The following is a 24,507-nucleotide window of genomic DNA, read 5'->3' as shown; positions in this document are numbered from 1 at the left end:
AAAAATTCTCCACCGGTGAGCAGAGTATATTGCATATGCCAGTTTATGAGTGTATATATAGCATATGCCAATAAGGAGCCTTCATGCCAAGACCCAGAATTCCCCGTAACATCTGTGGCCGCCCTGCGGATACCTGTTTTAAGCCCAATGCGCGACCGATGAGCCAGCTTGAACATGTTCATTTAAAAGAAGATGAGTTTGAAGCGTTACGGCTGGTCGATTTACTGGGCATGCAACAGCAGGAAGCGGCTGTTGCAATGGGGGTTTCAAGGCAGACACTGGCCAATGTCCTGAAAGCAGCCCGTTTTAAGGTTGTGGACTGTCTCACTCAGGGCAAGGCCTTAATAATGCACTCTGAAAGGGAAGGAGTTACACAAGATGATCACAGCCATTCCAGTGAATGACGACCGGGTAGCAAATCATTTTACCAAAGCGAGTCACCTTGTCCTGGTGGATGAGCGCGGTGTGGAGCTCAGCCGGACAGAAAATCCCGCGCTGGGCGCAGATTGTTCAGGTAAACGGAAGCTGGTTGACCTGCTGGTTCAACAGCAAGTCAGCCGCGTTGTGGTCCGTAACATCGGGGAACGGATGCTGGGTAAATTACTGGGGCATCAGATCGCGGTGTACCAGACTGACTGTGGTCGTCGTTTGTTCACTGAACTGTGTGATCCGGATACCCGTGTTCTGACTGAACTGAATAAGCCGGAGCAGGGACGCCAGTCCTTTCATCATGAGGCGAAAGGGAAAAAATGCTGTCACTCTGACGGGAACACAGCAGAAAATGCGTGCCAGGGTGGGCGTCAGCATCATCACGGAAACGGGCGCTGTTGCCATTCATGAGTTTATTTCATCACGGGCGGTGATTTTTATCAGACCCGTATTGTGTATAAACCAGGAGCCGGAATGTGTGGAGGAGGCAGTAATGATGCCGGGGGAGCCCCTCAGCTGACTGAATTCCGGATGCCTCCCGTCAGTACAACCGGACGCTGAGCAGAAACAGATGAATTGTTATCTTGATGCCAGAAAGGCCCATACCTGTTGTATGGTCTGTAGTTCCCGCGACAACAACCCTGATACGGTGAACTTAATGTTTTCAGAGCACCCGGATGGCTCTGTATGTGCGGACTACACGGCCAATCACAGGCATCAGGGGTATACGGGTCTTTTACATGGCGGAATGACGAGTACCCTGCTGGATGCAGCAATGACTCATTGTTTGTTCATGCAGGGTGTGCAAGCCCTGACGGCTGAACTGACGGTAAGATTCATTTCACCCGTTTGTACCGGAGACAAACTGATGGTATGTGCCAGACTGCTTGGGCAACGCAGGGGGATTTACCTGCTTGAAGCATGGCTGACAAAAGGACAGCAGACAGTGGCACGTGCCACGGCGAAATTCATTGTTCCGTCGCAGGATATTGCTCTGGCGCATCGCTAGTGTGACAGACGACAGGTGTACCTGGTTATTATAAAAATTTGAGGCGTGTTTTGCTCAGACCGGAAAGAATAATCGCATATCGTATATTCCACTGAAACCGTGTAAGAGGTAGTTATGAGTAAACAAATCATTGATATTGGTATTGCTGAATCATCCCGGGTGGAGATTGCAGACGGCCTGTCCCGGCTTCTTGCTGACACCTATACCCTGTATATAAAAACACATTACTATCACTGGAATGTAACTGGCCCCATGTTTAACAGCTTACATTTAATGTTTGAAAATCAATACAATGAGCTGGCCACTGCCGTTGATGATATCGCTGAACGTATACGCTCGCTCGGATGCTTCGCGCCCGGCACATATCATGAATTTTCACGTCTAACAGCGGTTAATGAAGATAAGGATATTCCGGCAGCAAAAAACATGATTGAAAATCTTGTCCAGGGCCAGGAGACCGTGGTTAAAACTGCACGCTCCCTGTTCCCGCTCGTTAATAATGCGAATGATGAAGCCACAGCAGATCTGCTTACACAACGTATCCAGTTACATGAGAAAACTGCCTGGATGTTGCGTAGCCTGCTTGAATAATGTCACCCCGTGGCAGCAGAAAAAACGGTTTGTCAGCCACAGGCTATTACTGACAGTGCAGAATCATCCGTGTTCCTGTGGCTGTTTTTTCTGACCGTCACAGTATTAAACACCATTGAATCAGTGGGTTAATCAGTGAATGCGTGAACGAGAAATACTGTCCGTGACGGGCATCATCGGCTGGTATATCCGGACCACTGTTGTTTTCCCGTTAAGGTATCGCAGGTTCCGGTCTGGCATTTCACAGCCTGAACAGGGTTAATGATGCACGGATAAAACGGTTTACGGGGAAAGCAGGATCATATTATTCGTTGTTATGGCTTCCTTTACCGGTGCCTGCCTGCGGGCAGTAGAGATCATATAAGGTATTTAACAACGTCATGATACGGTTATCCTCAATACGGTAATATACCATTTTACCTGCCCGTCGGGTCTCGACCAGCTTCAGGCGGCGCATTACACCCAGCTGCTGGGACAGGGTCGGCTGAGTGATACCGACCGCCGCTTCCAGCCCGGCCACATTCGCTTCCCCCAGGCTTAACTGACACATCAACAGCAACCGGTCGCTGTTGGCCAGTCCCCGTAAGACATCTGCTGCCCTCAGGGCCGCATTCTTCATATCTGTCTGACGTTTTGTGTCTTCATTCATGAGCATTGCTGATTTCTCATACTATGTGTTTTTATATAATATAATTTAGTATACTGACGGTATCGTAATTTTGCCATCGTGTTCGTCAGGTCTGCAGCGTCCTGCCGGCCCGGGGAAACGATTATATCTGGCAGGCATTTCGCCCCGGGTGAACAGAGAGGATGTAATGAAAATAGTGATTGTTGGTGGTGTTGCCGGCGGGGCATCCGCTGCAGCCAGAGCTCGTCGGTTATCAGAGGATGTCAGTATTGTTGTGTTTGAACGGGGAAGCGATGTCTCTTTCGCCAACTGTGGATTACCTTATCATATAGGCGGAAAAATTCCTTTAAGGCAGTCACTGATTCTGAAAACCCCGGAGGATTTTAAATCCCGCTTTAACATAGACGTCCGTATCTGTCATGAAGTGACGTCAGTGGATCCGGTTAATAAAACGGTGACGGTTAAAAATCTGACCTCAGGGGAGGTCTATAGCGAAGAATGGGATCGTCTGCTCCTCAGTACCGGCGCCGCTCCGGTTGTCCCTCCTTTGCCCGGGCTACAGGAAGAGGGTGTCTTTACGCTGCGAAATCTTACTGACATGGATGCTATCCTGGGGTGGATTGAGCAACATCACGTAGCTCACACCACGCTTGTCGGGGGGGGATTTATCGGACTTGAAGTGATGGAGGCTCTGAGCGAACGGGGGATCAGTGTGACCCTGCTGGAGATGGGGGAACAGGTTATGGCTCCGGTTGATCCTGAAATGGCATCTGCCCTGCATCAGGAAATCCGGAGTCATGGCGTGGATCTGCGTCTCAGAACGGCGCTCACCGAGGTACTGCGGACAGAGACGGGATTCCGCGTTGCACTGTCTGAGGGTGGGTTTCTGCAGACCGACATGGTTATTCTCGCCATCGGGGTAAAACCTGAGAACAGCCTTGCCACAGGAGCCGGGCTCGCAGTGGGTAAACGGGGAGGCATAAGCGTCAATGCCTGTATGCAGACCAGTATCCCTGACATCTACGCCGTGGGGGATGCCGTTGAAACCCCAGACTTTGTCTTTCAGGAACCCGCTAATTTTCCTCTGGCAGGGCCCGCCAACCGCCAGGGACGCATTGCTGCTGATAACATGCTAGATCGTCACAGCCTTTACCATGGCAGTCAGGGGACATCCATTTGTAAGGTATTTTCGCTGAGTATTGGCAGCGTCGGTGCGAATGAAAAGCAGCTGAAAGTTCATGGCACCCGATACGAGAAGGTTTACGTCCATGCCGCTGATCATGCCGGTTACTACCCGGGGGCAACGATGATCAGTCTGAAACTGCTGTTCAGCCCCGATACCGGTAAAATTCTCGGGGCTCAGGCATCAGGGAAAAAAGGGGTTGATAAACGCATCGATGTCCTGTCTGTCGCACAGCGCGCGGGGCTTACCGTCAACGATCTCGAACATCTTGAGCTGACTTATGCTCCACCTTTTAACAGTGCAAGGGACGTCGTTAACCAGGCTGGTATGGTGGCGACAAATGTAATGAAAGGAGATACGGTCATATGTCATGTCAGCGATGTGTTACAACGGGAACCGGGCAGTTATTGTTTACTTGATATTCGCTCTCCTGCCGAACTGAAACAATTTGGTGAATATCCTGACGCGCTATCCATCCCTCTTGATTCCCTGCGGGAAAACCTTGGAAAATTGCCTAAAGATAAAGAAATTTTTATAGGATGTCAGAGTGGCCTGCGCGGGCATGTGGCATACCGTATTCTGCAGGCTCACGGCTTCCGGACATATAATCTGAGTGGTGGTTTCATAACCTGGCAGACGGTAACGGAGTCAATGAGTAAATAAGAGATGAAGTGCCATACACACATGGCACTTCATTTCTCCAGATTCGTTGAAAACATATTATATGGAATAGAAAATCTACAAAAATTATTAACGCCTTGAATGGCAGCTATAAGCGCATACCCTGAATCACTTTAAAGTGATTCAGGGTGTGAATGACTATTTTTGGATTTGGCACACAGCGTACTTCCAGGCTGCTAGTCATTAACAAGCCCTAACTATGACGCCTATGCAATGATCGCAATAAACACCGTTATTCCAGCCTTTCAGGAAAATTCATTATTTTTATACAGCGCTTGTATCCGACATACCTGCGAAGCACTGTAACCTGTTGCATCTGCGGTTTCACGAATACTCAATTTCTTAACCTGCCGATAATACAGTACTTTCTGGTGACGCTCCCGATCAGCTTGCTTACCTTGGTATTTACCTAGTGTATGAGCCCGTTCAATCCCCTGTTTTTGCCGCTGTCGGCGGCTCAGCCAGTCCTTATGCGACATCGCGGCCATCAGGTCGATTAGCATGTTATTGATGGCGGTTATTACTGCGCGAGTAATCGGGTCCGCCTGCGAAGGATCTTTATCTGACAGCGCCTGCCATGAGGTGGGCACATCAAGACTGACAATCCGCAGCTCATGTTTTTCTATCTGCTTTTTCAGCGTCATCCAGTCGCTGTTGCTCAGACGGGTCAGACGGTCTATCTGTTCGACCAGCAAGATATCATTGTGGTGACTGTCCATCAGTAAGCGCCCCAGCTCAGGGCGATCAAGTTTTGTGCCGCTGATATTCTCCCGGTAGTAGCTGGCGATTTTATGTCCCCGCTGCTGAACGAACTGCTCCAGCATCTCTTTTGCCCGGTCAGCGAACTGATCTTCCGTCGATGCCCTTAAATAAGCTCTGATGAACATTTTTCCGCCATAATATCGCATTTAAGTTATTGCATTTAATCTATCGCATATAGGTTATGGCATAAATCGTGTGATGTCACGTTTTGGTTATACCGTCAGGGTGTACCCTTATGCGATAACCATTTTTGTTAAAAATACCGCATCGGATAATTTATGAGGGAAACTATATGGCAAGGAGGCAGATTCTTTCTCTGTCGGAAAGAGAATCATTACTGGCATTGCCAGACGATGAGTTAACGCTGACCCGGATGGCCTATTTCAGTGAGCATGATCTGGCGCTTATCTGTGCTCACCGTAAACCCGCCAGCCGTTTTGGTTTTGCCGTCCTTCTTTGCTATCTGAAAAATGTTGGCTTTGCCCCGGATAAAAAAATCCCACCCTCTGATGCACTGCTGAAACATATCGCCAGCAGGCTAAATCTTACCGGTGATCTCTGGCCTGCTTACCTTTCCGGCAGGGATACGACCCGGCGCGAGCATTTAACCGAACTGTACCGCTATCTTGGCGTGAAGGCATTTACCGGCAAAATACAGCAGGACTGTATTACACACCTGCTGTCGATGGCGACGCGTACTGATAAAGGTATTCTCCTGGCCGAAGAGATGCTGGTCTGGCTCCGGCAGAACAACGTAATAATCCCCGCGATTGATGTCGTGGAGCGTACCTGTGCTGAGGCCATGGCAGGCGGCGATAAAATCGTATTTCAGACTCTGAATGCCCCGTTAACTCCGGCTCACAGGGATGCCCTGGATCGTTTACTTGAGTCATCGGATAATCAGTCTTCCAGGCTGACATGGCTTCTGCAACCGCCGGGTAAAATCAATGGTAAGAACGTGCTGCAACATCTTGATCGGCTCAGCAGCGTTGAATCGCTGGCATTACCGGAAGGTATAGATCGTACCATTCACCAGAACCGGTTGCTGAAACTGGCGCGGGAAGGCCGGAAGATGAGTAGCCGTGATTTGACCCGATTTTCAGCAACCCGGCGTCATGCGATCCTGGTGTGCGTGCTGGAAGAAGCCAGAGCCACACTGACAGACGAAGTGATTGAGTTGCATGAGCGAATGCTGAACAGCCTTTTCAGCAAAGCCAAAAGAACACAGGCAGAGCGCCTTCAGCAGACCGGAAAGCTGATCCAGTCAAAACTGAGGCAGTACATCGATGTCGGTCAGGCGCTGTCTGATGCCCGCGATTCCGGTGACGATCCATGGCTCGCAATAGAAAATATACTCCCATGGCCTGAATTTGTCGCCAGTCTGGAGGAAACACGCCATCTCGCCAGAAAAAATAATTTTGACCCGCTGCATATTATTACCGAGAAATACAGCATATTACGGAAATATGCCCCACGCATGTTATCCACTTTACAGTTAGTCGCAACCCCGGCAGCGCAACCTCTGGCTGATGCGCTGGTTGTGATCAAGGATATGTACCTGAAGCACTCACGTAAAGTTCCGGCGACTGCGCCGCTTGAGTTTGTCCCTGAAAGCTGGCACAGGGTGGTGATTACACCTGCGGGTATTGATCGGCAGTATTATGAATTTTGTGCGCTCAGCGAGCTTAAGGGAGCGTTGCGCTCCGGGGACATCTGGGTTAAAGGCTCACGGCGCTACAAAAATTTTGATGATTACCTCATTCCCGAAAAGGACTTTGACAAACTCACTCCGGCGCTGCCACTGCCCGTATCTGCTGATTACCATGAGTACATTACCAGCCGTATGACCCTGCTTCAGTCCAGACTTGAAGAGGTCAATGCCATGGCAGCCCTTGGTGAACTGCCCGATGTGGAAATTTCCGACAGGGGCGTAAAAGTCTCTCCGCTGGATAACTGCGTACCGGCGCAGGTTTCACCGCTGGCAGAGCTGGTTTACAGCATGCTACCGCGCCCTAAAATCACGGAAATTCTCGATGAGGTAAACGGCTGGACGACGTTTACCCGACATTTTTCGCATATAAAAAATGACATTACCCGTCCCGATACCCGCCTGCTTCTCACCACCATTCTTGCGGATGGCATCAATCTTGGCCTGACAAAAATGGCAGAAGCCTGCCCCGGGAGTACCAAATCATCACTTGAAGATATTCAGGCATGGTACATCCGCGACGAAACCTATTCAGCCGCCCTTGCAGAACTGGTAAACGCGCAGGGGAAAAGGCCGCTGGCGGCATTCTGGGGAGACGGGACAACATCATCATCAGATGGACAGAATTTCAGAACAGGCAGCACTGGCCGCTACGCAGGACAGGTTAACCCGAAATATGGGCAGGAGCCCGGACGACAGTTTTATACCCATATTTCGGATCAATACAGCCCGTTTTACACCTGCATAATAAGTCGGGTCAGGGATTCAACCCATGTTCTCGATGGCTTGCTGTACCACGAAAGTGACCTGAAAATCAGGGAGCATTACACCGATACCGCGGGTTTCACCGATCATGTCTTTGCCCTGATGCATCTGCTGGGATTTGCGTTCTGTCCGCGAATCAGGGATCTCCATGACAAGAAGCTGTTTATCAAAGGGAAAGCAGACCAGTACCCGGCGCTTCAGTCACTGATATCAACGACCAGCCTGAACCTGAAAGAGATCGAAATTCACTGGCGTGAAGTGTTGCGTCTGGCAACCTCGATAAAGCAGGGAACAGTGACGGCATCCCTGATGCTGAAAAAGCTTGCCAGCTACTCAAAGCAAAATGGACTTGCCAAAGCACTGAGAGAAATTGGCCGTATTGAACGAACGCTGTTTATGATCGACTGGTTCCGCGATCCGGCACTTCGTCGGCGGGTCCAGGCGGGACTGAATAAAGGAGAAGCCCGTAACGCGCTGGCGCGCGCGGTATTCCTGCACCGTCTGGGTGAAATCAGGGATCGTAAACCGGAAAATCAGAGCTATCGCGCCAGTGGACTGACGCTGCTGACGGCAGCTATCTCGCTGTGGAATACCGTCTATATGGAAAGAGCGGTCGATGCCCTGAAGCGTAAAGGGGTGAAGATCAACGATCAATTGCTGTCGCATTTGTCCCCGCTAGGCTGGGAGCATATCAATCTGACAGGCGATTATATCTGGAAAAGCAACCGGATACCGGCTTCCGGTAAGTTTCGTCGGTTGAGACCCGCTAAAGTCGAAAGGTCAAAAAATAGCCTTAACGAATGGAAGGGACTTCCCCTGGATATGCGCCTGATTAACTCTTGTGCAATCATGGGGTAAACATAGCCCCGGAGGGATTCGTTATGACCATCACGACTGTCGGTATCGATCTTGCTAAAAATGTGTTCGCTGTTCACTGCGTTGACCAACACGGTAAAACTGTTCTGGTTAAACCCAAAGTATCGCGTGCTGCCCTTCCTGAGCTGATTGCCAGTTTACCTCCCTGTGTTATCGGGATGGAGGCATGCTCCGGGGCTCACTACTGGGCAAGGTTGTTTCGGCAATATGGTCATGAACCACGGCTGATGGCTGCTAAATTTGTATCTCCTTACCGCATGGCCGGTAAATCAGGCAAAAATGATGCAGCTGATGCTCAGGCTATCTGTGAAGCAGTTCGTCGCCCGCATATGCGGTTTGTACCAGTGAAGGATGAGAGCCAGCAGGCGATGCAATGCCTACACCGTATCAGACAGGGTTTTATCGAAGAGAAAACAGCAACATATAACCGATTGAGAGGTTTGATATCGGAATTCGGTGTCATCGCCCCACAAAGTACAGATGCCCTGCGTCACATGGTTTCTGAGCAGAAGAGTTCTTTGCCACTTCAGGTTCAACAATGTGTTAATGACCTGCTGGAACACATTGATCGTATTGAAGATAATATTACTGAATATGACCGGATTTTGTCCCGCATGGCAAAAACAGATCACCGCAGCCAGCGATTGATGGAACTGAAAGGGATTGGTCCCACAACGGCCTGTGCGCTGGTCGCCAGTATCGGTAATGCACACGATTTTAAAAATGGGCGACAACTGGCAGCCTGGCTGGGACTAACGCCATCGCAGTACAGCAGTGGTGGGAAATCAAAGCTTGGCAGGATAACTAAAGCTGGCGATTCGTATCTGCGAACGCTACTGGTTCAGGGGGCTCGTTCGGTTCTGATTGGTGCCGAGAAAAGGACTGATTTATTCAGTCGTTGGGTCTGTTCACTGGTCGATCGCAGAGGATACTGGCGTGCCGTTGTAGCCATCGCCGCCAAAAACGCAAGGCTGTGCTGGGCATCATTGCATTACGGTGATGATTTCAGGCTGTACTCAGCCAGCTAAAGCACGAAACAAAATAACCATCTGACCTGCAATTCGTTGATGATAAAGGGTTAGACCCCGTGAGGCCTATCTGGCTATTGTACAGGATATACGTATCCGCTTAACGAACAAGAACCTCACGCGCGTCTTTCATCAGGGTCCGAATCGATGACGATTCATCATGGCCGTTTATAGTACCGCAGTCTCTCCCCTTTATTTTTACTGAAGAGCAGACAGAAACCATAAACACCGGCGTTGACACGCCGGGGAAGCCCTTATAGTACAATAATTTTCGATATCCAAACTGACCCCAAGTAAGGACGGTCGCGCCTGTGGTGGTTTTATCTCCGTGGAGCGCCTGGCCCCGGCCATAATTGTTAGTTCGATACCCCATGAGTCACGCCTCCGGGTATTGCCAGAAAGTCGGGGGCTTCAGCCATACCTTTGCGCGATAACAGCACTAATCTGTCCTGCGGGGTCGAGACAATTTCATCCCCGTTATCCAGTACGCTGCCCACCAGCGCGAGCCCTTTCTCGAAGTGTGTAGCTTTCTGGCCAGCGCTTGAAACAATCCGTGCAGATGAACCATCGGTATAAGTGACTGCATCACCCTCCACTGCGATTTTGACCATTTGACCGTTGCCTAGATCCATAACCCTGGCGCTATCAACAGCGGTTACGACACCACCTCGCGCAGTCAGGCTTCCCTCGACCGCAACACGCCAGATTGCTGTTACCGGGTGTTGGCGATCCCTTTCAGCGTTCTGCTCAATAATTTGTCGAGCATCCACATCCATTGCGGCCAGATCAGCGTCAGAGAAAGGGGATTTGTCAAAGTCGGCCAGCATTTGTTGAGTTGCTTCATTTGTAAACTGCTTCATCGTTATTACTCCTTATAAAATGTACGGATAAATTCCGAATTGTATACGAAGTAAGCACGAGTAAATTCTGAAAATGAACTGAGGAATCATATGGTTGCAATTTGTTATGTGCAGTTACCCACTTCTGGACAAGTGATAAGAAAAACCTGAAGAGTGATAGCGGAAAATAACTTTCGGAAAAGGAGGTGCGAAAATTCCTGGCTCCTGTCTATAATACTGTATGGATATACAGCACCACGAAGAGCAGAGCATTATGAAACTTATCCCAGTGACACAACAATCACCAGGCCAATTCCCGTTGTTCGTTGAGCCTGTCAGCGCAGGTTTCCCTTCAGTCGCTTCCGATTATGTTGATGAATTTATTGATCTAAATACTCACCTCATCAAACATCCATCTGCAACCTACTTCTTACGAGTAACAGGTTCATCGATGGTAGAGGCACGTATTCACGAAGGCGATCTGGTCATCGTGGATAGCTCACTTGAGGCGAAAGAGGGGGATATTGTGATTGCGACCGTTGATGGTGATTTCACCATTAAGCGGTTGCAGCTAAGCCCGGCTCCCGCGCTACTGCCAATGAATAGCCGGATGTCACCGATCTATCTGAAAGAAGGCGAAGAACTGGCCATTTTTGGCGTGGTGACCTTCATCGTGTACAAGGCCTTGTGATGTTCTGCCTGGTGGATTGCAACTCATTTTACGCCTCCTGCGAGAGAGTCTTTCGGCCCGATCTGGTGAACAAGCCAATTGTATGCCTTTCGAACAATGATGGCATGGTCGTGGCACGTTCAGCGGAAGCTAAAAAATTAGGTATCCAGAATGGTGACGTGTACTTCCAGAAGAAAGCATTCTTTGAAGCTAACGGTGTACATGTTTTCAGTTCTAACTATGCCTTGTACGCGGAGATCTCCCGTAGGGTGTGTGAGACATTATTTAAATTCTCCAGTAATACTGAGGTCTACAGTATTGATGAAGTTTTCCTTTCGTTTGAAGGAATGCAGAAAAATTATAATTTTGATGACTATGGAAGAGAAATAAAGAAAACCGTATTAAAGAGCACCCATATACCCGTGGGGGTGGGCATATCGACAACTAAAACTTTGGCAAAACTAGCAAATAAAGCTGCAAAAACATGGACTAAAACAGGCGGAGTGGTTGATCTCAGCAGTCCAGAAAGACAACGTAAATTATTGCCATATATTGACGTAAGCGATGTCTGGGGGGTGGGCCGGAGATATGCCACCAGACTGAACAGCATGGGCATCAGGACTGCTCTCGATCTGGCCAATGCGCCAACATCGCTTATCCGTAACACATTTGGAGTCGTACTGGAGCGAACGCAGCGCGAATTGAATGGCGAGTCCTGCATAGCCCTGGAAGAGGTGAGGAAGGTTAAGCAGCAGATCATCAGCTCGCGTTCATTCGGCCAGAAAATAGAGCACTACGAAGCAATGCACCAGGCGGTGTGTGAGTATGCCGAACGTGCAGGCGAGAAGCTGCGCGAAGAGAAGCAATACTGTCGCTGCATAACGGTTTTTATTGGCACAAGTTACTATTCGAAAACGGCCCCTTACAGTGGCCAGCAGACAGTCAAGCTGGAAAACCCCACCGCCGATACCCGGGAAATCATTGCGGCTGCGGTCGCAGGGCTCCGGCATATCTGGCAGGAGGGATACCGATACCATAAAGCCGGAGTGATGCTATCTGACTTTTATGATAGCGCCACCAGCCAGCTCGATTTGTTTGGTGAGAACCGACTCTTTGCCAATGGTGAAGCGTTGATGGGCGTGATGGATAGAATTAACCGGTCAGGTCGGGGGAAATTATGGTTTGCGGGCCAGGGCATCGACAAAGACTGGACGATGCGGCGGGAGTTATTGTCACCATCCTATCTCACTAACATTAATGAAATCCCTCGCGTCAGGATTGGCTAATCAGCAGTGAAAACTTCATTCGTCATCGATAAAATTCGTCTGTAAACAAAACGAACTTGATATACTCGGTTTCGCTTGTTATGAGTATGTATGTACATACAGTCCTCCGTGCAGCGGAGGGAGTTTAGAGCCCTTTTTCGGGGATAGAAATGAATATCTCAACAACTTTCCAGACGCTGGAGAGCGAGATCACACAACTTCGTGGAGTGCTGGGTTCCCGGCTTCCGCTCAAGGCGAGTGTCTGCGTCCTGCCAGCCGTTGCTGATGGCGAAGAAGATATGGCCATCGAACACATCATGCCTGAGCTGAAACAGGGACACGATGCTGTCCATGCTGCCTGCGCGGCATACGCTGACCTGCATATCAGGGATGGCTATTCGCAGAAGTCCGCTCGGCGCACTACCGGCGTATTATGGTACGACAATACAGATGCGGAATTCTCTCAGCTGGTTACCCGTTTGGTGACATCCATCAACCAGCATAAAGAGAGCATTCAACGCCACATCATCGAAAACTACGGTGGTGATCGCCGACCGGAATACATGCGCTTCAACGCGCTGCATAGCGCCTGCCCTGGTGTCATGACCCTGCATCTCTATCGGCAGCTGCGTATGTTTGATAATGCTAACGTCAATCTGGTCAGTTTCGGCTGGAGGCAAAAGACGCTTTTTAGCAGGGTTAACAAAATCGAGTTGCTCCAGAAGATGGGCAAGGACATCGAGGAAGATGAAGATAAATCAGTCAGACTCAACTCGTTGATTAAGGCTATTGCGCGTGTACCGGAAGAAAAGCTTCGCTTACGCCGTCCGGTTAAAGTGCATCCAGCTGCAAACATCGCGATGGCTGATCCTGAACACCCCGACCAGATACTGCGTCTTTCTGCCGCTTCATCTATGCCGTTCATTATCATTCAGGATGAGCACGTGAAAATTCGGCCATTGCCAGAGTTCGTGGCCAATGAAGTAAAGCCGAGGAGTAACCGCCTCAAGACAGATGTGATCGGTATATTCCACGGCGAAAGTATCGAAATGATTCTCTGACCACACCGGCCAAAGGACTGGCCGTATTCCCCCCTCATAATTTCGTCACTCGCCGTCCATGCCATACCCTGAAACTAATATTGAAAATTCATTATGTTCAGCAAGGAATGTGGCGTGAAATACTTTGAATGTGCGCTCAGGTTCAGAATCGCCCCAGGTGACGTGTATGGGATCCACCAGCAACTGGATAAGGTAGTCCAGGAACGTTCTGGGTCGCGACTCCCATACACCTTCTACTCTCGCAAACAAAGTGCCTCCGACACCCAGGTTGTTCTGAGAACGGCTGTTGCACTCGGGCTCCCTGGCGAAGTCATGAAGGAAATCATGTTTGTGTCTGGCCAGAAAATTCGAATCTGCGGCTCGCTGGCCACTATTCGACGCGAGGAAGCTGGAGGCCGGAAAAGAGAGATTTGTCCACCTGCCCATGAACTCCCGGATTATATCCACTATCACCTGGAACGGGCCGGAGTGATCTGTGGACGGTTACGTATCGTTCGAAGCACCAAGTTCCATATTATTAAGCCCGGGAGCGTTGGCCGTACATCCCACAAGATCATTGTACCGATGAGCCAGTACGATGCTGAATGCGTGATTGAAGATGTCGGCGCACTTGAACAGGCATACGCTTTCGGGATCGGCAGAAAGCGGATATTCGGCTTTGGCTATATGAACAGCATCGAAGTGCTTTCCTGAACAGGCCATTAAGCATAGTTATTATCTGAATTTCAAACCGACTCGCAAACTTACGGCATTAACACTTCTGATACACCCTTTAAATGCTGTAAACTGTTGTAGCCCTTACTAAATCGTAAGAGTGGGGATTTGCAGCCCCGACTAATGACACGCCGTTCATGTACTTGAACGGTTCGCACTCGCTCGCCTGTTTTTTGTCAATGGTGGGTCGGGGCGTGGGAGCCTTACGGCTCGCCAGTCGTCATTAGCTGGTACTGCAAACCATGTTCCGATTCACCACCAAAGGAAATGGAGATGGAAAAACAGGACTGGCATAAGGCAGACATCATAGCTGCGCTACATAAGAAAGGTTTGTCACTTGCCTCACTGAGTAGGGCTAACGGTCTTTCAAGCAGCACTCTGGCAAATGCACTGACACGTGACTGGCCTAGAGGCGAGATCATCATCGCTAATGCAATTGGTGAAGAACCTCAAGAAATATGGCCAACCCGATATTTTGATAAGGCAGGAATGCCGATCAAGAGAATCATAAGAAAACCGGTTTAAATGAAAAAGGCTGGCATTTTTGCTGGCCTTATATACCTCCTGGCTCTGCTACTGAAACCACTAACACCGATCAAATGGTCATCAGCGAAATACCCCGTTCATTTCTATTGACCTCTTTACCTCCATGTAATCAAATTGATGGAATAATAACGGTTACGAGAGACAAACTGATGACGGTGTTATCTGCCCCTGAAATGCGCTTTGGAACCAAACAGGATGTTCCCTTTATCATAGCGGTGATTCGCGACGGTATGCGGGATGGGTATTTTAACTTTGATGATGATGACGGACTGTCTCAGTTCGAAAGTCAGATCTCAGAAGCCATTGCCAGGCGGGAACGGGGAGAGAATTGCGCCGATTTCTTGTTTGTCTTTGATGCTCAACATAATGGCGCAGCGATAGGTTTTGCCCTACTGACGGGCAAAAATGGTGCAAATGGACTTGCTTCACATCTGGAAATCAGGATGTTTGGTGTTACCAGGAGTCAAAGACAAAAAGGATTTGGGCGCTCCATGTTGCAAAGTATTCTGGATGCTACTCCCGGCCATAAAGTGGAGGCATCCTGTCTTCCTGCATCAGTTGTCATGGCCAGGATGCTGACTAATGCGGGTTTTCACGTCAAAGAGATAAGCCCGTTTGGAAAGCGTACTTTCAGACGCTAATGTAAAATTCAGATAAAAAAACCGGCTGACGAATTCAGTCGGTTTAGTAATCCTGCAAAAGGATGCTGGACAGCGACGGACGACTTCAGAGCTGTGGCAATGGCCCCTGGTTATCTTCAGTCGCAGCCTGGTCTTTATCCGGGGTGGCCGTTGCAGTCCGCGAGGCATCAAATGAGACCGTTGGGTCGCTGAGAGTCAGGATGCCAGTGTCTTCAACTTCTCGCGTTGTCAGCGTAAGCTCAGATTTACTGTCATCACACTTATTCGTTTTCTCCGCCAGTGCCTTGCACCAGATATAACGACCTCTCTGGGCATCAGAGACTGAAGGCTCTCCATATTTCTCGATCGCCGACTTCAGTAAGAGATCAGGGTTGCTGAATGAAAAGCGGATTTTGTAAGCCACCGGCTCAATGGGGTCAACTGCCGTATCGGGGATAAAATAGACCACCGTCTCCTGGTGAGCATCTCCCCAGAAAATACTATTCAATGAGTTGTTACTGTAGCGCTTTTGAATTTCTTCACCAGCAGACTGGCCAAGTTTGTCAGTGATAGCAGTGATCGCTTCAGAAGCTGTCATCCGCAGGCTTACCGGCCCTATAGAAAAAGACATAACATCAAAGCTATTCAGGGGGGTAATGGTGCTTTCTGGAGCGGTAGATGAATCGGGTACGTCATCACTGTACAGACTGTCATCCCCCGGAGAAGGCGTTACAGGTGCTGAATTTTGGATGTCAGGTGTGTAGCTGGGATCGGGAGCGTATAGGCCCATTGTATCATTCTGTACAGCAGAATATACCGAAGCGGTCGGCAGGACGGTAAGGAGCGCAAGGGCGCAGTATCCAAGGTATCTGGTCATATTCACCTCGTCAGTAGCAGTTGTCCTACTGTAACAGCGCGAGGTTTGAGAACATCATGGAAATGGGGTCAAAGCGGGGCGAAAAACAAGCCTGATTCACATGGCTTACGTAGCAGCATGGAGATCTCCTGAAGTCGGAGAAAATGAGTCAGATAACGCGAATATCGAAAATGGAACGAAGTACTTAATTACCTAACAGGAGGTACATGTTAACCTGACGAACATTGCTTACTGCCTATTTGTAGATTCAGGCTACAGGGAGAATCCAAGTGCCAAACTGCATACCCCTTAATCCGGTATTACCTAAAAACTTCGACGATACACCTAATGAAAAGCGCTCAAAGTCTCAGCTTGATGCCTGGTGGGATCATCCATATGGCATTACTTGCCCGGACGGGAAAATCACTGTTCGATGCCTGAATGGAGGAGCTTGGGATCGTTCGACAGTGCTGGGAGTAGCGGACAATTACGAAGAAGCCTGCGAGCTCGCAGAGCGCGAGCAATCAGCATGGGTCAAACGCCGTGCGGAGCCAATATTCTACTATAGCGGTGAAGCTCCATTCAGAGCGATAAGGGATGCACAACGTCCTGATCAGGAGCAGACCTTTGTCGCGTCTTTTGACACGCAAGATGAGCTAATCAGCTGGCTTAATAGTCAGAAAACCAGTTAATACCAAGTCTGGAAGTCTGCTTCTCAACAGACTTCCACATTTGATTATCAAGCTCCCCATAATTTGGGTTCAGTATAAACATTCCATTACGTTCTATTCCCCTCATTACATTCATCTATCCGTAAATTTCGTTAGCCAGCACATCGGGGTGATACTGATGTCAGGTAAACAAAACGGATGCAAAAATGCAGACATGTTCGGAAGTCCTGGCGGTTGAAATATTCAATCAAGTTGGACGTGAGGCAGCTATTGCTCAATATAACTTAATTTGTGAAATAGCCCAGCGACGTTACGAAGACAGCCTGGCCAAATATGGTTCCGTGCCAGCTGGTTTCACCGCGCTCAATTTCCTCCATCCGGCAGAACTTCAGGAGCGTTACATCCTGGGGTTGGGAATTCAGCTTTGTATCGATGAGCAGCATGAAGCCAGGGAACGGGTTTTAGCTCGCTGCCTGGCAAGAAAAAGGGCCGCATAAACAGGTGATAAAACAACTCAGCTATAGCTGAACACGCACTAATTGGCTATGTTAACAAAACGAACAAGGTGGCGATTATGTACAGTGAATCTATCGATCGTGCTATCAGTATCCTCAAGGACGCGGGCGAAAAAATCGGTATGGAACTGGGTAGTAATGTGACATCTCAGGAATCAGAACTGCTTGAGGATGCGCTGGTGGGCCTGACTAAAGTTAAAGGGCAACTCTGCGGTAATCACTCCTTAACTGATGTAAAAGCGGACGTCGTGCCTTTTAGTCTCAGTTCGACGAAGAACGTCGATAGCCCGCATTAATTAACAACCACCAACTGGACGGAAGGGATATGACTGAAGACAACGCCGGTAGTGTTTCTGGAAAAGCACAGAACGCCCCAAAAGCAAATGCCCACCTGGACAGGCTCTTTGATTTCATTGTGACAGAAATCAAAGAGCAGGGTGCAGCACCGTCTTACGAGCAGATCTGTTCTTCTCTGGGGTATTCAAAAGGGCTCGTTTCCCGGCGTATCCGGCAGTTGCATGACCAGGGACGAATCATTATCGATGGTGAAAGAAAGTCTATGACGCTGCGCGTAGCGAAAGGACAAGGTCATGATGACATTGCCGAACTCCCGGACATGACCAGTGACAGGAAAGCAATCATCACGTATGTCAAAAAATACATGAACAGAAATGGTGGCCGTGGGCCATCAGTTCACGCAATAGGGAAAGCGCTCGGCTTCTCGAATAACAAGGCGCGTAGACATGTGGACTATCTCGACGAAGTAGAGAGGGTACGTTACAGCCCTCATCTTAATGAAGTAATCGTTATCAATCAGGGTGATTACGTTAAAATTACCCAGGACAACGATGAACCACCGAGCCCGGCAGAAGGTTAGCCATGATTCGCATATGGAGAGAAGTTGTAAACGTAAAGGTTCAGGACGGGAGCCGTAACGGACGAATCTGGTTTCTTGAACTTTCGTGTGGCCATCATGCTGTCAGACGTATACCTCGATTACGTCTGCATAATCTGACGCAATTCGAACGACTTGAGCCACCAGCTAAATGTCACTGTGTATTGTGTGAAATAGATGCTATTGCAGGACAAAAATAGCAATAAACACAACATAAAAGCCCTCAATTTGTCCCCATTGTTTTTAGCCTGACAGCATTGGTACTGATAGCCTAATCATATTTAAACGCATAACCCTATGGTGGACATATGAAAAAAGCTGTTTTTGGCCTTTTAGCACTATTGCCCTTCATAACCAGCGCAGAATCGATCGATCCGAACGATTTCTATGCTCAGCAGCCTTCTCAAAACTACCAACAACCTGCTGCCAGCGAGCAACAGGACGATGCTGACAATTCCAGTGACCAGACAGCTGCGATCGTATTGAACCTGGAAAGTTACAAACCGCTGGGGAATTTTGTAGTCCCCCAGGGAGTAGAACGCCCATTCATTGGTCTTATTAACAGCAAAATTTTCATACTGTCTGAGCAACCAGATAAACGCTTGGCTGGCCTATGGATAGGTCGTAGTCAGGATGGTCGTGAAGCACTTTGTGGTTACCTGAACAACAGTATGCAGGTCAGAAAATGTTATTACATCTTATATCGTGAGTAAAAAATGGGGCCGTAGCCCCATTTATTTTAATGTTTGAATGAGGGTATAAAGGGTATTACTGGATTTGTTCCTAGCGAAGCTAATTCGTTAGGCGCAAGATAACGTCGCAGTTCAGTAATCAATATATCAACTGATTTATCCCAGCCATCTCTCACAATGTTTAGAATGTGCCGAGCTGGATAATGTGTTAGAAAAGGATGGTTGGGGCCAAATTTATTAAGGTGTTCAATAGTACCTATTGCATCGAGATAATCTGTAACAAGATGGTGTTCTGACTCAAAAATAGCGACAAATTTATAACCATCAGCAGCGTTTACCCACTGGCAAGTACAGTCATTAAGCTGAAATTGATTAGAACGTTTTTCCCCCTTGGGTTTAGGATTGACTCCAATACCAAAAGACAAATACAAACCTTTCCTTCCCCAGAAGGCCGGTCTCTTCAAGTCCTGACCATTGTTTCCTTCGACCTCTCCAAGAATGCCAAACAAAGTAGCTGATTCTTGGTTAGGATTCGTTCTCATACGGAAAAGAATGCATAGATCTGCAAACTTTAAGCTATTATAAACTGAATTATAAAAGACATTCTCATGGCCAAGTAGATAAGGATTATGCTCTACCGCAAAATTAGTGCCACTTCTAAAGTCACGGCAGCTAATGAATACACCAAACTGGCTCATATTAGCGAGGATATCGACATTGCGATAATCAGACAAATTAATAAGTATAGTATTTAAGACTTCTCTACCTTCATAACTCATCAGATAGTGGCAGAGCAAATTTTGTAGACCGAAGTTTCTGAACTGATCTTTAATTAAAGAAAAATATCCTTCACCAGCTAATGAAACTAGGTTTCTCATTGTTGGTGTATGTTTCCCCATGAGAGGGGAATTAAAACGTACCTTCATCCGGTTATTATCATAAAGGGTTTCAATAATTGAGCAAAAGTGCATCGCCCAATACGCGTTGTTATCACCAATTAAACCGGGTTTCACTACAGTAGTTTTAGAAAAATCCATTCTGTCTCCAAAGCAGTAATCAGTCACTCATAACACGATATTTGCAGTGAAAGTTATATCTGTAAGCAAATTTCGTCAGCTGTTAGCGTCGTATTAGGCTTAGTAAAAAGCCGGAGGTAGATATGCCTAAAGACGATGTTGCAACAATCATAATCCAGAATGGGTTGACGCATAAAGTAAATGTGATCTGCAAATTCAGCGCACAAATCGACAATCAAATGTTCTCATTCATCATCCATCGCACATTAAGCGTATGTCGATATGCGCTTGTCTGTAAGGCAACAGGCCAAAGAATTGGTAATGACTCCAACTTACTGATAGTGTTTTATGTTCAGATAATGCCCGATGACCTTGTCATGCAGCTCCACCGATTTTGAGAACGACAGTGACTTCCGTCCCAGCCTTGCCAGATGTTGTCTCAGATTCAGGTTATGTCGCTCAATGCGCTGAGTGTAACGCTTGCTGATTACGTGCAGCTTTCCCTTCAGGCGGGATTCATACAGCGGCCAGCCATCCGTCATCCATACCACGACCTCAAAGGCCGACAGCAGGCTCAGAAGACGCTCCAGTGTGGCCAGAGTGCGTTCACCGAAGACGTGCGCCACAACCGTCCTCCGTATCCTGTCATACGCGTAAAACAGCCAGCGCTGACGTGATTTAGCACCGACGTAGCCCCACTGTTCGTCCATTTCCGCGCAGACGATGACGTCACTGCCCGGCTGTATGCGCGAGGTTACCGACTGCGGCCTGAGTTTTTTAAGTGACGTAAAATCGTGTTGAGGCCAACGCCCATAATGCGGGCGGTTGCCCGGCATCCAACGCCATTCATGGCCATATCAATGATTTTCTGGTGCGTACCGGGTTGAGAAGCGGTGTAAGTGAACTGCAGTTGCCATGTTTTACGGCAGTGAGAGCAGAGATAGCGCTGATGTCCGGCAGTGCTTTTGCCGTTACGCACCACCCCGTCAGTAGCTGAACAGGAGGGACAGCTGATAGAAACAGAAGCCACTGGAGCACCTCAAAAACACCATCATACACTAAATCAGTAAGTTGGCAGCATCACCAAAGAATTGCAGTTCTTGATACCAGTCGAGTAAAGGCACTTGGTATGGAAGCAGCAGGTAAACTAGCGCTATCAGATCTGGCCTCATCATTAGGCGAGACTAGACTTGCTGCGATTCTGACAAATTCACTTCAGAGCAGGAGCGCGGCAAGTGAGTGATTTAATCGACGATAACTTTATTATTCCTGCACTGAGTAGCATAGCAGGCATCACCACGCCACTATCAGGACAAACGTACAGGAACGCTCCAGATATCGACATATCTTGCTATGACGTGATAATCATTTGCCTTAGCGGCGGAAAAGACTCCATAGCCTGCCTTCTCCACTTAATTGACATCGGGGTCGATCTGTCCAGGGTGGAACTCTGGCATCACGATGTTGATGGCCGCGAGGGAAGTACTTTAATGGACTGGCCATTTATGGCCGACTACAACCGCAAAATAGCTTCAACATTTCAGATACCGTTGATGTTCTCCTGGCTTCAGGGAGGAATGGAAGGTGAGATGCTGAAAGAGAATGGCTACAGTCGCCCGCAATGTATCGAAACCCCAGATGGATTAATAATCGCGGAACGTGATATCCAGCGAAGCACTCCCGCCACGCGACTTCGGTTCCCTCAGCAATCACCAAGCCTTAAAACACGTTGGTGCTCATCAGCACTAAAAATTGATGTTGGTCGGCGAGCACTCACAAATCAGAGACGCTTTGACGGAAAAAAGGTGCTTTTTATTACGGGGGAAAGGAGAGCGGAAAGCTCTAATAGATTCAATTACTTACAACTGGAGCCACATACCAGCAGTTGCAAAAAAAGACAAGTTGATGCCTGGAGGCCAGTACTTGAATGGTCTGAAGAACAAGTCTGGGAGATTTTAGCAAAACATCGTGTTACAGCCCCAGTACCGTATCGTCTTGGATGGGGTCGCAGTTCATGCTTAACGTGTATATACAACAGTGCTCGCATATGGGCAACCATCAAACATTATTTCCCCGAGCGTATTCACGCAATGGCCAACTATGAAAACCGCTTTGGGGTCACTATCAGTCGTAAACGAATAAATGTTCTGGATCTAAGCCAGAATATTTCTCCTATTAATATCACGGATGAGGAAGCGCTGCTGCAAGCGGTAAATCCGGTCTATACATTGCCCGTCATTAACATGTCAAAAGAATGGGTGCTACCTGGTGGGGCGTACAACCGGGAGAAATGCGGGTCAGACTAATTAGCCATCAGCGATTTATAGCTGAGATTTCGTCACCTGAATATTACGTGGAAAATAGATATCAAATAGCAACATTGATACAGGCTTAACCGCCTCTGAAGGAAATATTATGACGATGGTAACGGCCAGAAATTGTACTGAAACACGGTTCAACCAGTTATGGGATGCTCTGCATGAAAAAAGCAGTGCGGAAAACGAATCCTTGTTTCAGCAAGAATTGCATCGCTGCCGCAGTAAACGTCAGCGAAGTAAACTGGCCGGGCGATTCGCCGGTGCCTGGCAAACCTTATTCGATGCCTTCTGTGAAGGTCGGGTCTTCTGCTCACTTCTGGACTCGGTTATCCACCAGGAGAGTATCAGCGAATGGCAGGTTGAAGAGTTAATCTCATTCACTTCTGCCCAGATGTCGACTCTATACAAAGGGTAGAGGTAGATATGGGACAAAGAAAATGTGCAGCAGCGTTCCTGCTCGCTGAAGAAATGTACCAGATACCAGCGACCAAATCGGTGATACTTGCCCGGGACCTGGAAGAAAGAGGGTTGTATCTCCGCGCTGCCAGGCAATGGGGAGAGGTCATGTTTGAACATACCCAGTGTACTGAGTACATTGTTGAACAACGGGAACGTTGCATTCGGTTATCCAATTCTCGCCATGAAGACCGTATCAGACAGCATGAGCAGGCAAGTGATCTTCAATATATTCACAAGCATATTAATGATGTATACACACGGATGGGACTAAAAGACGATGGTGTCTTTAATACCGCCTGATTTGTCGACCTTTTCCGTTCATTAAAAAATGAAACTGAGGAGAATGAGCGCACTCTTGACTGATTTTGACGGAGGATTACGTAAGTGGTTAAACAAAGTTTATTTGACCTTATAGGAGCTACCACGGGCCCAGAGCGAGATCTGTTGATCGTAAGCCTTCAGTCTCTACATCGTGAACGAGTAAGCTCATACAATGCATTGTGTACAGCCTGCTCAATCTCTGGAGATAAAGTCCCGCCAATGTCTTTATTCGGCATAGACGAGGTTACTGATGCACTACGCCGGTTAGGTGCATTACCGATCAGATAGTTCTTCAAGTAGTCAGGGTGAACAGGTTTGAATTGATACAAACGGCCTATGCTGAAGAGGAACAGAGATAACTGATGAAAACAAACGAAAACCTGCTGAACAGCATTGGAAAAAGTATTCGAATGTGGCGAGATAACTGCTTCCCTCCATTTCAGCGAGCGTATGGAACATGGTTATTGGTTCTGGTTTCGGTTAATGCCGGGATATGGTTTTACATAACCTCTGACTGGTCTGTACAGTTCGTCGGCAATATAGCAGGGCTCTTGGTTTTCCCAATGCTGGGTCGAAAGGTTTTTACAAAACGCGCCAGATCTTGGCAAGAAGAACTGGATATTAAGCTGGCAAAATACAAACCGCATAACATAGCTGCATGGAGGGAGTTGCAGGCTTATGCCTTGGAATCCAATACGCTATCTTCACAAATTGTTGAACGGTGGTATTTCAAAGAGCGGGAATTTATCAAGACGGCCCAAAAAGGGAAGCCGGGTAGTTCTGAACTCAAATTTCTCAAGAATAATACTGGATCAAAGCCTTAAGGAATCTGAGAGCCGGTGCGTAATGCAGAACCCACAGCCGAAGGGTTTTGGGAGTTAAACTGATACAGCTTTTACCGTGAGGTGGGATTTATGTCGAATGTCTTGCAGAAAGAAAACATCATCATGTCTCTGCCTCATCGTGACTGGAGTTGTGAAGTCATCGAGTGCCGATTAAAAGTGTGCCCCGTACCTGACGAACTCGACAGGGGGAATAACATCTTTTTCATCGTGGAAGACCTTTACCAGCTACGCGAGAACAGTGAATCACTTAACGTGCTTGGACAAATTCTGGCGAAACGTTTCCCACACATACCACCAAAAAGAATGCACCTTGTGCTGCACCGACGTGATGTGCAGAAAGCTCATGGAGTAGCCATCCACCTCTACCGCTTCATGCGTAGCGAGAAAGAAAATAACCGTAGTATTTTCATTGGTCGTAACCCTACTGAAGTTTCCCAGAAGACGGCATACGCCTCGATGTGCATTTTCTGACCACCAGCTGTTGAATCGTCACAATAGCCGACATAGTCGGCTATTTTTTTACGCTAAGAAAAACCATTTATGC

General features: G+C 48.1%; 29 protein-coding genes. 23 read left to right on the top strand and 6 right to left on the bottom strand.

The genetic code is table 11. From position 1 onward, the window contains the following. Nucleotides 1–83: 83 nt before the first annotated feature. The 4 genes from HV261_RS23650 to HV261_RS23635 all read left to right on the top strand — a co-directional run bounded on the left by HV261_RS23650 (nt 84) and on the right by HV261_RS23635 (nt 2,029). Entirely contained in the window at nt 84–404 is a 321-nt protein-coding gene (locus HV261_RS23650; protein ID WP_001137910.1) for a DUF134 domain-containing protein, read from the top strand. Continuing rightward, nucleotides 379–840, top strand: a complete 462-nt coding sequence (locus HV261_RS23645; RefSeq protein WP_000626969.1) for a NifB/NifX family molybdenum-iron cluster-binding protein — start codon at nt 379–381, stop codon at nt 838–840. Before HV261_RS23650 ends, HV261_RS23645 begins: the two co-directional genes overlap by 26 nt. 364 nt (nt 841–1,204) lie before the next feature. Beyond that, nucleotides 1,205–1,438 carry a hotdog domain-containing protein gene (locus tag HV261_RS27815; RefSeq protein ID WP_230128415.1) on the top strand — a complete coding sequence of 78 codons (234 nt, stop codon included), beginning with the start codon at nt 1,205–1,207 and terminating at the stop codon, nt 1,436–1,438. Between the two features lie 114 nt (nt 1,439–1,552). Then, nucleotides 1,553–2,029, top strand: a complete 477-nt coding sequence (locus HV261_RS23635) for a Dps family protein (protein WP_000043177.1) — start codon at nt 1,553–1,555, stop codon at nt 2,027–2,029. A 304-nt stretch (nt 2,030–2,333) separates the two neighbouring features. On the opposite strand, the gene HV261_RS23630 is transcribed toward HV261_RS23635, so the two are convergent. Then, nucleotides 2,334–2,684, bottom strand: a complete 351-nt coding sequence (locus HV261_RS23630) for an ArsR/SmtB family transcription factor (RefSeq protein WP_000928911.1) — start codon at nt 2,682–2,684, stop codon at nt 2,334–2,336. A gap of 160 nt (nt 2,685–2,844) precedes the next feature. Between HV261_RS23630 and HV261_RS23625 the strand changes: the two genes are divergently transcribed. Next, nucleotides 2,845–4,503, top strand: a complete 1,659-nt coding sequence (locus tag HV261_RS23625) for an FAD-dependent oxidoreductase (protein ID WP_025760366.1) — start codon at nt 2,845–2,847, stop codon at nt 4,501–4,503. 263 nt (nt 4,504–4,766) lie between these two features. On the opposite strand, the gene HV261_RS23620 is transcribed toward HV261_RS23625, so the two are convergent. Then, nucleotides 4,767–5,408 carry a recombinase family protein gene (locus HV261_RS23620; RefSeq protein WP_045269835.1) on the bottom strand — a complete coding sequence of 214 codons (642 nt, stop codon included), beginning with the start codon at nt 5,406–5,408 and terminating at the stop codon, nt 4,767–4,769. A gap of 167 nt (nt 5,409–5,575) precedes the next feature. Here HV261_RS23620 and HV261_RS23615 point away from each other — a divergent pair, with 167 nt between their 5' ends. Together HV261_RS23615 and HV261_RS23610 are read left to right on the top strand one after the other, a co-directional pair. Beyond that, nucleotides 5,576–8,614, top strand: a complete 3,039-nt coding sequence (locus HV261_RS23615; protein ID WP_045269834.1) for a Tn3 family transposase — start codon at nt 5,576–5,578, stop codon at nt 8,612–8,614. A 23-nt stretch (nt 8,615–8,637) separates the two neighbouring features. Then, nucleotides 8,638–9,660 (top strand): IS110 family RNA-guided transposase, encoded by a 1,023-nt coding sequence (locus tag HV261_RS23610; RefSeq protein ID WP_001572362.1) that lies wholly within the window; start codon nt 8,638–8,640, stop codon nt 9,658–9,660. A gap of 356 nt (nt 9,661–10,016) precedes the next feature. On the opposite strand, the gene HV261_RS23605 is transcribed toward HV261_RS23610, so the two are convergent. After that, complete coding sequence (locus HV261_RS23605; RefSeq protein ID WP_007372141.1) at nt 10,017–10,520, bottom strand: hypothetical protein; 504 nt, start codon at nt 10,518–10,520, stop codon at nt 10,017–10,019. 253 nt (nt 10,521–10,773) lie between these two features. Between HV261_RS23605 and HV261_RS23600 the strand changes: the two genes are divergently transcribed. From HV261_RS23600 to HV261_RS23575, 6 genes are all read left to right on the top strand, one after another. Further along, nucleotides 10,774–11,190: a translesion error-prone DNA polymerase V autoproteolytic subunit gene (locus tag HV261_RS23600; RefSeq protein WP_008786793.1), complete on the top strand. Its 417-nt coding sequence runs from the start codon at nt 10,774–10,776 to the stop codon at nt 11,188–11,190. Next, nucleotides 11,190–12,455, top strand: coding sequence for a translesion error-prone DNA polymerase V subunit UmuC (locus HV261_RS23595; RefSeq protein WP_009652912.1), 1,266 nt, complete (start codon nt 11,190–11,192; stop codon nt 12,453–12,455). The genes HV261_RS23600 and HV261_RS23595 overlap by 1 nt, the downstream gene beginning before the upstream one ends. 149 nt (nt 12,456–12,604) lie before the next feature. Then, nucleotides 12,605–13,495 carry a DNA replication terminus site-binding protein gene (locus HV261_RS23590; RefSeq protein ID WP_007372144.1) on the top strand — a complete coding sequence of 297 codons (891 nt, stop codon included), beginning with the start codon at nt 12,605–12,607 and terminating at the stop codon, nt 13,493–13,495. Between the two features lie 114 nt (nt 13,496–13,609). Continuing rightward, nucleotides 13,610–14,188 carry a hypothetical protein gene (locus HV261_RS23585; protein ID WP_020996130.1) on the top strand — a complete coding sequence of 193 codons (579 nt, stop codon included), beginning with the start codon at nt 13,610–13,612 and terminating at the stop codon, nt 14,186–14,188. 288 nt (nt 14,189–14,476) lie between these two features. Further along, entirely contained in the window at nt 14,477–14,734 is a 258-nt protein-coding gene (locus tag HV261_RS23580; protein WP_001333498.1) for a helix-turn-helix domain-containing protein, read from the top strand. A gap of 170 nt (nt 14,735–14,904) precedes the next feature. Further along, complete coding sequence (locus tag HV261_RS23575) at nt 14,905–15,396, top strand: GNAT family N-acetyltransferase (protein WP_000217395.1); 492 nt, start codon at nt 14,905–14,907, stop codon at nt 15,394–15,396. 85 nt (nt 15,397–15,481) lie between these two features. On the opposite strand, the gene HV261_RS27810 is transcribed toward HV261_RS23575, so the two are convergent. Then, complete coding sequence (locus HV261_RS27810) at nt 15,482–16,165, bottom strand: hypothetical protein (protein ID WP_008786796.1); 684 nt, start codon at nt 16,163–16,165, stop codon at nt 15,482–15,484. Nucleotides 16,166–16,521: 356 nt separating this feature from the next. On the opposite strand from HV261_RS27810, the gene HV261_RS23565 reads away from it, so the two are divergent. The 5 genes from HV261_RS23565 to HV261_RS23545 all read left to right on the top strand — a co-directional run bounded on the left by HV261_RS23565 (nt 16,522) and on the right by HV261_RS23545 (nt 19,025). Next, nucleotides 16,522–16,923, top strand: a complete 402-nt coding sequence (locus HV261_RS23565) for a hypothetical protein (RefSeq protein ID WP_008786797.1) — start codon at nt 16,522–16,524, stop codon at nt 16,921–16,923. Nucleotides 16,924–17,108: 185 nt separating this feature from the next. Beyond that, nucleotides 17,109–17,399, top strand: a complete 291-nt coding sequence (locus HV261_RS23560) for a hypothetical protein (RefSeq protein ID WP_007372147.1) — start codon at nt 17,109–17,111, stop codon at nt 17,397–17,399. A 77-nt stretch (nt 17,400–17,476) separates the two neighbouring features. Beyond that, a complete protein-coding gene (locus HV261_RS23555; protein ID WP_007372148.1) occupies nt 17,477–17,713 on the top strand; it encodes a hypothetical protein in 237 nt (78 codons plus the stop codon). Nucleotides 17,714–17,742: 29 nt separating this feature from the next. Then, on the top strand, nt 17,743–18,294 hold the full coding sequence (locus tag HV261_RS23550; protein ID WP_007372149.1) for a LexA family transcriptional regulator: 552 nt from the start codon (nt 17,743–17,745) through the stop codon (nt 18,292–18,294). Nucleotides 18,295–18,620: 326 nt separating this feature from the next. Then, complete coding sequence (locus tag HV261_RS23545) at nt 18,621–19,025, top strand: hypothetical protein (RefSeq protein WP_008786799.1); 405 nt, start codon at nt 18,621–18,623, stop codon at nt 19,023–19,025. A 26-nt stretch (nt 19,026–19,051) separates the two neighbouring features. Here HV261_RS23545 and HV261_RS23540 read toward each other — a convergent pair whose 3' ends face one another. Beyond that, nucleotides 19,052–20,041 (bottom strand): hypothetical protein, encoded by a 990-nt coding sequence (locus HV261_RS23540; RefSeq protein ID WP_007372150.1) that lies wholly within the window; start codon nt 20,039–20,041, stop codon nt 19,052–19,054. A gap of 311 nt (nt 20,042–20,352) precedes the next feature. Next, nucleotides 20,353–21,050, bottom strand: a protein-coding gene (locus HV261_RS23535) for an IS1 family transposase (protein ID WP_223429336.1) whose coding sequence is annotated in 2 segments (ribosomal slippage) — nt 20,353–20,801 and nt 20,801–21,050 — 699 coding nt in all. Because the reading frame shifts where the segments join, the coding sequence is not laid out codon by codon here. A gap of 205 nt (nt 21,051–21,255) precedes the next feature. Here HV261_RS23535 and HV261_RS23530 point away from each other — a divergent pair. The 5 genes from HV261_RS23530 to HV261_RS23510 all read left to right on the top strand — a co-directional run bounded on the left by HV261_RS23530 (nt 21,256) and on the right by HV261_RS23510 (nt 24,434). Then, a complete protein-coding gene (locus tag HV261_RS23530; RefSeq protein ID WP_007372151.1) occupies nt 21,256–22,326 on the top strand; it encodes a phosphoadenosine phosphosulfate reductase domain-containing protein in 1,071 nt (356 codons plus the stop codon). 109 nt (nt 22,327–22,435) lie between these two features. Beyond that, nucleotides 22,436–22,753, top strand: coding sequence for a hypothetical protein (locus HV261_RS23525; protein WP_020996134.1), 318 nt, complete (start codon nt 22,436–22,438; stop codon nt 22,751–22,753). Between the two features lie 8 nt (nt 22,754–22,761). Then, nucleotides 22,762–23,097, top strand: coding sequence for a PerC family transcriptional regulator (locus tag HV261_RS23520; protein WP_008786801.1), 336 nt, complete (start codon nt 22,762–22,764; stop codon nt 23,095–23,097). A gap of 383 nt (nt 23,098–23,480) precedes the next feature. Continuing rightward, entirely contained in the window at nt 23,481–23,942 is a 462-nt protein-coding gene (locus HV261_RS23515) for a hypothetical protein (RefSeq protein WP_009653863.1), read from the top strand. A gap of 90 nt (nt 23,943–24,032) precedes the next feature. Next, the gene (locus HV261_RS23510; protein WP_020996135.1) at nt 24,033–24,434 is read left to right on the top strand and encodes a hypothetical protein; all 402 of its coding nucleotides are present in this window, start codon (nt 24,033–24,035) and stop codon (nt 24,432–24,434) included. The last annotated feature ends 73 nt before the right edge of the window (nt 24,435–24,507 follow it).

This window comes from Citrobacter sp. RHBSTW-00671 (genome assembly GCF_014103415.1).
Lineage (GTDB): Bacteria > Pseudomonadota > Gammaproteobacteria > Enterobacterales > Enterobacteriaceae > Citrobacter.
Note: the sequence above shows the minus strand (reverse complement) of the source record. Positions and strands in the feature narration are given on the sequence as shown.

Excerpts from the sequence above, each read along its gene's own strand:
- HV261_RS23595 (WP_009652912.1), top strand. The coding sequence starts at position 11,190 with ATGTTCTGCCTGGTGGATTGCAACTCATTTTACGCCTCCTGCGAGAGA.
- HV261_RS23550 (WP_007372149.1), top strand. The coding sequence starts at position 17,743 with ATGACTGAAGACAACGCCGGTAGTGTTTCTGGAAAAGCACAGAACGCC.
- HV261_RS23540 (WP_007372150.1), bottom strand. The coding sequence starts at position 20,041 with ATGGATTTTTCTAAAACTACTGTAGTGAAACCCGGTTTAATTGGTGAT.
- HV261_RS23630 (WP_000928911.1), bottom strand. The coding sequence starts at position 2,684 with ATGCTCATGAATGAAGACACAAAACGTCAGACAGATATGAAGAATGCG.
- HV261_RS23635 (WP_000043177.1), top strand. The coding sequence starts at position 1,553 with ATGAGTAAACAAATCATTGATATTGGTATTGCTGAATCATCCCGGGTG.
- HV261_RS23645 (WP_000626969.1), top strand. The coding sequence starts at position 379 with ATGATCACAGCCATTCCAGTGAATGACGACCGGGTAGCAAATCATTTT.
- HV261_RS23600 (WP_008786793.1), top strand. The coding sequence starts at position 10,774 with ATGAAACTTATCCCAGTGACACAACAATCACCAGGCCAATTCCCGTTG.
- HV261_RS23515 (WP_009653863.1), top strand. The coding sequence starts at position 23,481 with ATGAAAACAAACGAAAACCTGCTGAACAGCATTGGAAAAAGTATTCGA.
- HV261_RS27810 (WP_008786796.1), bottom strand. The coding sequence starts at position 16,165 with ATGGGCCTATACGCTCCCGATCCCAGCTACACACCTGACATCCAAAAT.
- HV261_RS23510 (WP_020996135.1), top strand. The coding sequence starts at position 24,033 with ATGTCGAATGTCTTGCAGAAAGAAAACATCATCATGTCTCTGCCTCAT.
- HV261_RS23605 (WP_007372141.1), bottom strand. The coding sequence starts at position 10,520 with ATGAAGCAGTTTACAAATGAAGCAACTCAACAAATGCTGGCCGACTTT.
- HV261_RS23620 (WP_045269835.1), bottom strand. The coding sequence starts at position 5,408 with ATGTTCATCAGAGCTTATTTAAGGGCATCGACGGAAGATCAGTTCGCT.
- HV261_RS23590 (WP_007372144.1), top strand. The coding sequence starts at position 12,605 with ATGAATATCTCAACAACTTTCCAGACGCTGGAGAGCGAGATCACACAA.
- HV261_RS23525 (WP_020996134.1), top strand. The coding sequence starts at position 22,436 with ATGACGATGGTAACGGCCAGAAATTGTACTGAAACACGGTTCAACCAG.
- HV261_RS23520 (WP_008786801.1), top strand. The coding sequence starts at position 22,762 with ATGGGACAAAGAAAATGTGCAGCAGCGTTCCTGCTCGCTGAAGAAATG.
- HV261_RS23575 (WP_000217395.1), top strand. The coding sequence starts at position 14,905 with ATGACGGTGTTATCTGCCCCTGAAATGCGCTTTGGAACCAAACAGGAT.
- HV261_RS23610 (WP_001572362.1), top strand. The coding sequence starts at position 8,638 with ATGACCATCACGACTGTCGGTATCGATCTTGCTAAAAATGTGTTCGCT.
- HV261_RS23560 (WP_007372147.1), top strand. The coding sequence starts at position 17,109 with ATGCAGACATGTTCGGAAGTCCTGGCGGTTGAAATATTCAATCAAGTT.
- HV261_RS23625 (WP_025760366.1), top strand. The coding sequence starts at position 2,845 with ATGAAAATAGTGATTGTTGGTGGTGTTGCCGGCGGGGCATCCGCTGCA.
- HV261_RS23615 (WP_045269834.1), top strand. The coding sequence starts at position 5,576 with ATGGCAAGGAGGCAGATTCTTTCTCTGTCGGAAAGAGAATCATTACTG.
- HV261_RS23545 (WP_008786799.1), top strand. The coding sequence starts at position 18,621 with ATGAAAAAAGCTGTTTTTGGCCTTTTAGCACTATTGCCCTTCATAACC.
- HV261_RS23580 (WP_001333498.1), top strand. The coding sequence starts at position 14,477 with ATGGAGATGGAAAAACAGGACTGGCATAAGGCAGACATCATAGCTGCG.
- HV261_RS27815 (WP_230128415.1), top strand. The coding sequence starts at position 1,205 with ATGACTCATTGTTTGTTCATGCAGGGTGTGCAAGCCCTGACGGCTGAA.
- HV261_RS23555 (WP_007372148.1), top strand. The coding sequence starts at position 17,477 with ATGTACAGTGAATCTATCGATCGTGCTATCAGTATCCTCAAGGACGCG.
- HV261_RS23650 (WP_001137910.1), top strand. The coding sequence starts at position 84 with ATGCCAAGACCCAGAATTCCCCGTAACATCTGTGGCCGCCCTGCGGAT.